The sequence below is a fragment of the Methylobacterium nigriterrae genome, from assembly GCF_037106235.1.
Classification (GTDB): domain Bacteria; phylum Pseudomonadota; class Alphaproteobacteria; order Rhizobiales; family Beijerinckiaceae; genus Methylobacterium; species Methylobacterium nigriterrae.
The window spans coordinates 1-4,028 of the sequence record NZ_JBAWTG010000250.1; the positions used below are offsets into that span (position 1 = coordinate 1).

6 protein-coding genes and 1 pseudogene are annotated in these 4,028 nt (G+C 60.6%); 5 read left to right on the forward strand and 2 right to left on the reverse strand.

Going from position 1 to position 4,028, the window contains the following annotated elements:
• Positions 1-194: 194 nt before the first annotated feature.
• Positions 195-395 (forward strand): annotated as a pseudogene (locus WDW90_RS35430) (transposase); the annotation flags it as partial.
• Between the two features lie 91 nt (positions 396-486).
• On the opposite strand, the gene WDW90_RS35435 reads toward WDW90_RS35430, so the two are convergent.
• Together WDW90_RS35435 and WDW90_RS35440 are read right to left on the reverse strand one after the other, a co-directional pair.
• Positions 487-693 carry a hypothetical protein gene (locus tag WDW90_RS35435; protein WP_336492424.1) on the reverse strand — a complete coding sequence of 69 codons (207 nt, stop codon included), beginning with the start codon at positions 691-693 and terminating at the stop codon, positions 487-489.
• Between the two features lie 232 nt (positions 694-925).
• On the reverse strand, positions 926-1,213 hold the full coding sequence (locus WDW90_RS35440; protein WP_336492426.1) for a hypothetical protein: 288 nt from the start codon (positions 1,211-1,213) through the stop codon (positions 926-928).
• A gap of 299 nt (positions 1,214-1,512) precedes the next feature.
• Here WDW90_RS35440 and WDW90_RS35445 point away from each other — a divergent pair, with 299 nt between their 5' ends.
• The 4 genes from WDW90_RS35445 (at position 1,513) to WDW90_RS35460 (ending at position 3,895) form a co-directional block, all read left to right on the forward strand.
• The gene (locus WDW90_RS35445; RefSeq protein WP_336492427.1) at positions 1,513-1,725 is read left to right on the forward strand and encodes a hypothetical protein; all 213 of its coding nucleotides are present in this window, start codon (positions 1,513-1,515) and stop codon (positions 1,723-1,725) included.
• 451 nt (positions 1,726-2,176) lie between these two features.
• Positions 2,177-2,398, forward strand: a complete 222-nt coding sequence (locus tag WDW90_RS35450; protein WP_336492429.1) for a hypothetical protein — start codon at positions 2,177-2,179, stop codon at positions 2,396-2,398.
• A 447-nt stretch (positions 2,399-2,845) separates the two neighbouring features.
• Positions 2,846-3,301, forward strand: a complete 456-nt coding sequence (locus tag WDW90_RS35455) for a helix-turn-helix domain-containing protein (RefSeq protein WP_336492430.1) — start codon at positions 2,846-2,848, stop codon at positions 3,299-3,301.
• A gap of 3 nt (positions 3,302-3,304) precedes the next feature.
• Positions 3,305-3,895: a PIN domain-containing protein gene (locus tag WDW90_RS35460; protein ID WP_336492432.1), complete on the forward strand. Its 591-nt coding sequence runs from the start codon at positions 3,305-3,307 to the stop codon at positions 3,893-3,895.
• Positions 3,896-4,028: the final 133 nt, after the last annotated feature.

Below are 4,028 nucleotides of genomic sequence, written 5' to 3' on the forward strand. Positions count from 1 at the left end.
AATCCCGAGAACGACCACTGGTGGGGGCGCAACGAGGGGTCAGGTGCGAGGCGCATCTTTCACGTCGAGGCTTCTATCTCTTAGCCTCTTTGTCAGCGGCAGCCTGCTCCCGCCGGCCTGTGCGACTACGGCCTGTTCGGCCTTGAACCGGTTCCGCGTGCGGGCGTTTTGCCCCTCCTGAATGAGGAGGAGCGATGCTGAACAACGCGGAGTGGAGAAAGCTGGAGCCGCTGGTTGAAGCGTGCCGCCCGAGGGGCAAGACGCCGCCTCAGGATCTGCGCCGTACGATCTCGGCCATCCTCTGGCGGCATCAAAATGGGGCCAAGTGGCGCGCCATCCCCTCCGACCTCGGTCCCTGGGCGCGGGCGGCTCAGACCTTCATCCGCTGGGCGCGTGACGTTGCTCACTATTAACCTGACCGGCTGGCTGTGGACAGGGCTGATTGAGAGGATCAGCCAGGACTAGATCCACGCTGCTTTAGATTCCCTACCGAGAGGTGCTCCAAGTCCCTGCTCGCCGTTTGGCTTCGGCATCGCGCCTAGCCTGAGCCAGGGCATCTTGCAAATTCGTGTAGCGAAAATCACGGTACCGAAAATAATCGGCCGGCACTCGAATAATTCCAAGTCTCGTCATTTCTTGCTCAGCCTCCAGGTCGAGCCTCTGGCGTTGCAGTTCATGTTCTTCGGTCGTCATCTTAGATATACTCCATATCTGAGAAGTGGTCGTCATCCATGCAGGATAGACGTGGCGCCCGGCCTGTAGCTTTGAAGCGCAGAATACATTCCTGATCTGCCACCCTTGCTAAGGCATCGCAATTAGAAGCGCCCTGTCCCACCGTATGCGAGCGCGGGCGAGAGACCAGGTATTGCCAAACAAGGTGGTCCGCCGGGCCTCGATGAAGGAAATTAGAGGCGTCGGGCCCAGCTCAGGCAATGCCGTAATCGTGCTTCCTCGACGCCAGATCACTGCCCGCAGCTGCGAGCGCAGCTTTCTCCCGCCCAAAGCGGTTTATCAGCATCTTCGCGCGATCTCCGGAGATGTGATGCTCAGCGATTAGGCCGTCGATGATGCCACTGAGCTCTTTGGCGGTGCATGACTGTTTGCGAAGCTCAGCTAACAGAGTATCCGCTCGCCCCATCTCGACGAGATCGTGTTTGATTTGGATCGTAGACGGGAGGCGATATTTCCGTCCGAAGCGCGTGCGGCCAGTCATGGTCAAGCTCCTTCGGTTTATTCTTGGGCGGAAAACCCAGAAAATTCAGCAATCCTTATCCCCGTTGCCGTGTAGATATAACTCAACTACCCGAAAACTGCATGGTTCCAAAATAATTTGCCGGATTTTGATTTTTCAATATTTCCGCTTCGACACACGGCTTTCCTGCGTTGCCCATCAGCCGCCGTGAAAGCCAGTTCAGAAATTTCACACGCTGCCGTCGCAATTTTGACTTGCGGCCATCGACCGAACCGAGCGCCGGTAGCGGCCGTCGATGCCGGGAGCGTAGGAAGCCACCTGTGCCCGCGAGAGAATATTACCTCGACGATGGCCGCTGGTGGGACGCCCCTGTGGGCACTTGGCGGGACGGGAAGGGCAGACCATCCAAGGTCCTGCCGAGCGTGGAGGAACTGGCCAGCGCCCTAGTGACCCGCGTGGTCCTCGCGACCGCCCATCGCGATCACGACACCAGCAACCTGAACCCTCCCGACATCCGCGTCGGCGGTCGTTGACGCGGATGTCGGGAAGTTCGGCGGGAATTGGTTAACGAAGGCTTAGCGGCCGCCCAGGTAGGGGAATGCATGTTGCAGGCATGTGACGCTCGCGCGCTTCGTTCTGTCTCAGTAGTTCTACTCACCAGTTGGTGAGGAGCAGGCCGCCACGGTTCCCGGATCAACCCCGGTCCTGCCATGTCCCATGCATCAGAAAGCCTCCTGCTCCAACACCGTGAAGCCATCGCTGTCGTAGCCAGCTCCGGCTTGTTCTTCGCTGGGCTGGTCTTCGTGACGTGGCTGATCTCCTGAGTATCGTTCTCTCGGGGCGAGTACCGATCCCCTGGCTGGATGTGATGGCTGAGAGTTCGGCAGCGTTGGTCAGAACCAGCACGCAAGCACGCGATTGCTGAACAACGGACCGCGGTGCCCGTTTAGAAACGGGGAGGCCCTCATCAGAAGGCGGACCCATATGTTCGAGACTTCCGACGACTACTGTTTTGTCGTCTACTCGCCGCCGATGCCGGGTCTGCCCTGGCTGTCGGTTTGCTTCGGACCGGCTGGCGCGATCATCGACACTGAGGCCTTCGCCACCTTTGAAGAGGCCGACATCATCACTCAGAAGGCGCGCGAGACCCTCAACGACAGCCTCCTGCAGCGACACATGCCGCCCGCCGGCGCCGTGTTGCAGTAGGCGGCAGCCTGCGTGCGTCGAGCGCCGGCCGCGCCCACATGCGTTCGGGCCGCTGGCTCTCGGCTGTTCCCGCCACCTGCGCGGATCGGACGTTATGGAGCGCCGCCTGCTCTGCCGTGCGCCGGGGTCAGTGGGCAGAGAGAGGTTCGTCGCGTCAGGGCTCCGAGCGCCCGACCAGCTCATAAGAAGGTTGTCGCTCAGCTCCGCGGATCACTCCTCGCCTTCGAGGGATTGCTACGGGACTTCCAGCAGATTGAGGCGCTGCTGACGCCACCAGATGCGCCACCGAACTGATCGGCCCCTCTGAGCCAGGGAGAGACAGGGCCCAACCCTCCGCCGCCGCATCGTCGTTGCGGAACTTTCGCGTACGCCCGCTGTTTCGCATATTGCGTTTGTTTCGTTTGTTGCGAATATGCGCGAGAGTTCAGTACCAGCGGAGTCGCCCACATGACCCTGCCAGCTTCCGCCGTCGGAATTGGTAGCCGTTTGCCGTCAGCCCAGGAGAGGGAGGCGGCCAATCAGCTTCGCAAATTGCTAGCTGCTCAGTCGGCTGGCGAGGCGACGTTGCGCGTGCTGGACGACAGCAAGACTCCCGTGGAAGTCACTCTCACATCGGGGCTGTCCGATCTGTTGATGGAGCTGCTGCGCTATGTGGGCCACGGAGACGCTGTGACCCTCGTGCCAGTGAACCGGATGATGACCACGCAGCAGGCGGCCGACATCCTGAATGTCTCGCGCCCCTTCCTCGTGACGCTCCTCGACAAGGGAGAGATCCCGTTCACGTCAGTTGGGCGTCATCGCAGGGTCAAAGCCAACGATCTGTTCGCCTACAAGGACGTCCGGGCAGCCAAGCGCAGCGAAGCCTTGTCTGCCTTGGCTGAGATGGATGCGGGGACCTTCTGAGCCTTGTTCGCCAACCGCTTCACCGCGCTCGTGGATGCGTGCGCATTGGCCGGCGCTCTGAAGCGCAACCTCATCCTCACTCTCGCCGAAGCCGAATTCTTTCGGCTTCGGTGGTCCGGTTCAATCCTTGACGAGACCCAGCGGGCAATCGCGGAAATCCTCGAAAAGAAGGGCGCGGATGGTCCTGACGACCAGGCTGCGCGAGCACGCGCCTTCATGGAACAGGCCTTTGAGGAAGCGATGGTGTCGGATTTCGACTCATTCCTCTGCGCTTGCAAAGGACTGCCAGATCCAGACGATGCTCACGTTATTGCAGCGGCTCTGAAGACGCGTGCGGAGATCATCGTCACTGACAACCTCAAGGATTTTCCCGCCGACCTGCTCGCCCCCCTCAATCTGGATGTTCGCTCTAGCGACGCCTTCATCGCGGACGCAATCGCTCTCGACCCTGGCAAAGCCGTCGCGGCGATCAAGCGGATGCGCTTGCGTTTCAAGAAGCCCGAAAAGACTCCCGACCTCCTGTTGCTCGACATGGAGGCCTCCGGCCTCGTCGAGACGGTAGACATGCTGAGGCCATACACAGCATCGCTGTAGGCGTGAACACCGAAGGCTTAATGGAGCCGCCCAGTTCGCGTAAGGGGAGTTATGGCACCACTCAGAGCACGTAAGCGCCCAGCCTCCAAGCCTCTCCTGAAAGGAGGCTGCTGCCGGCTTTCCCGGCGGACGT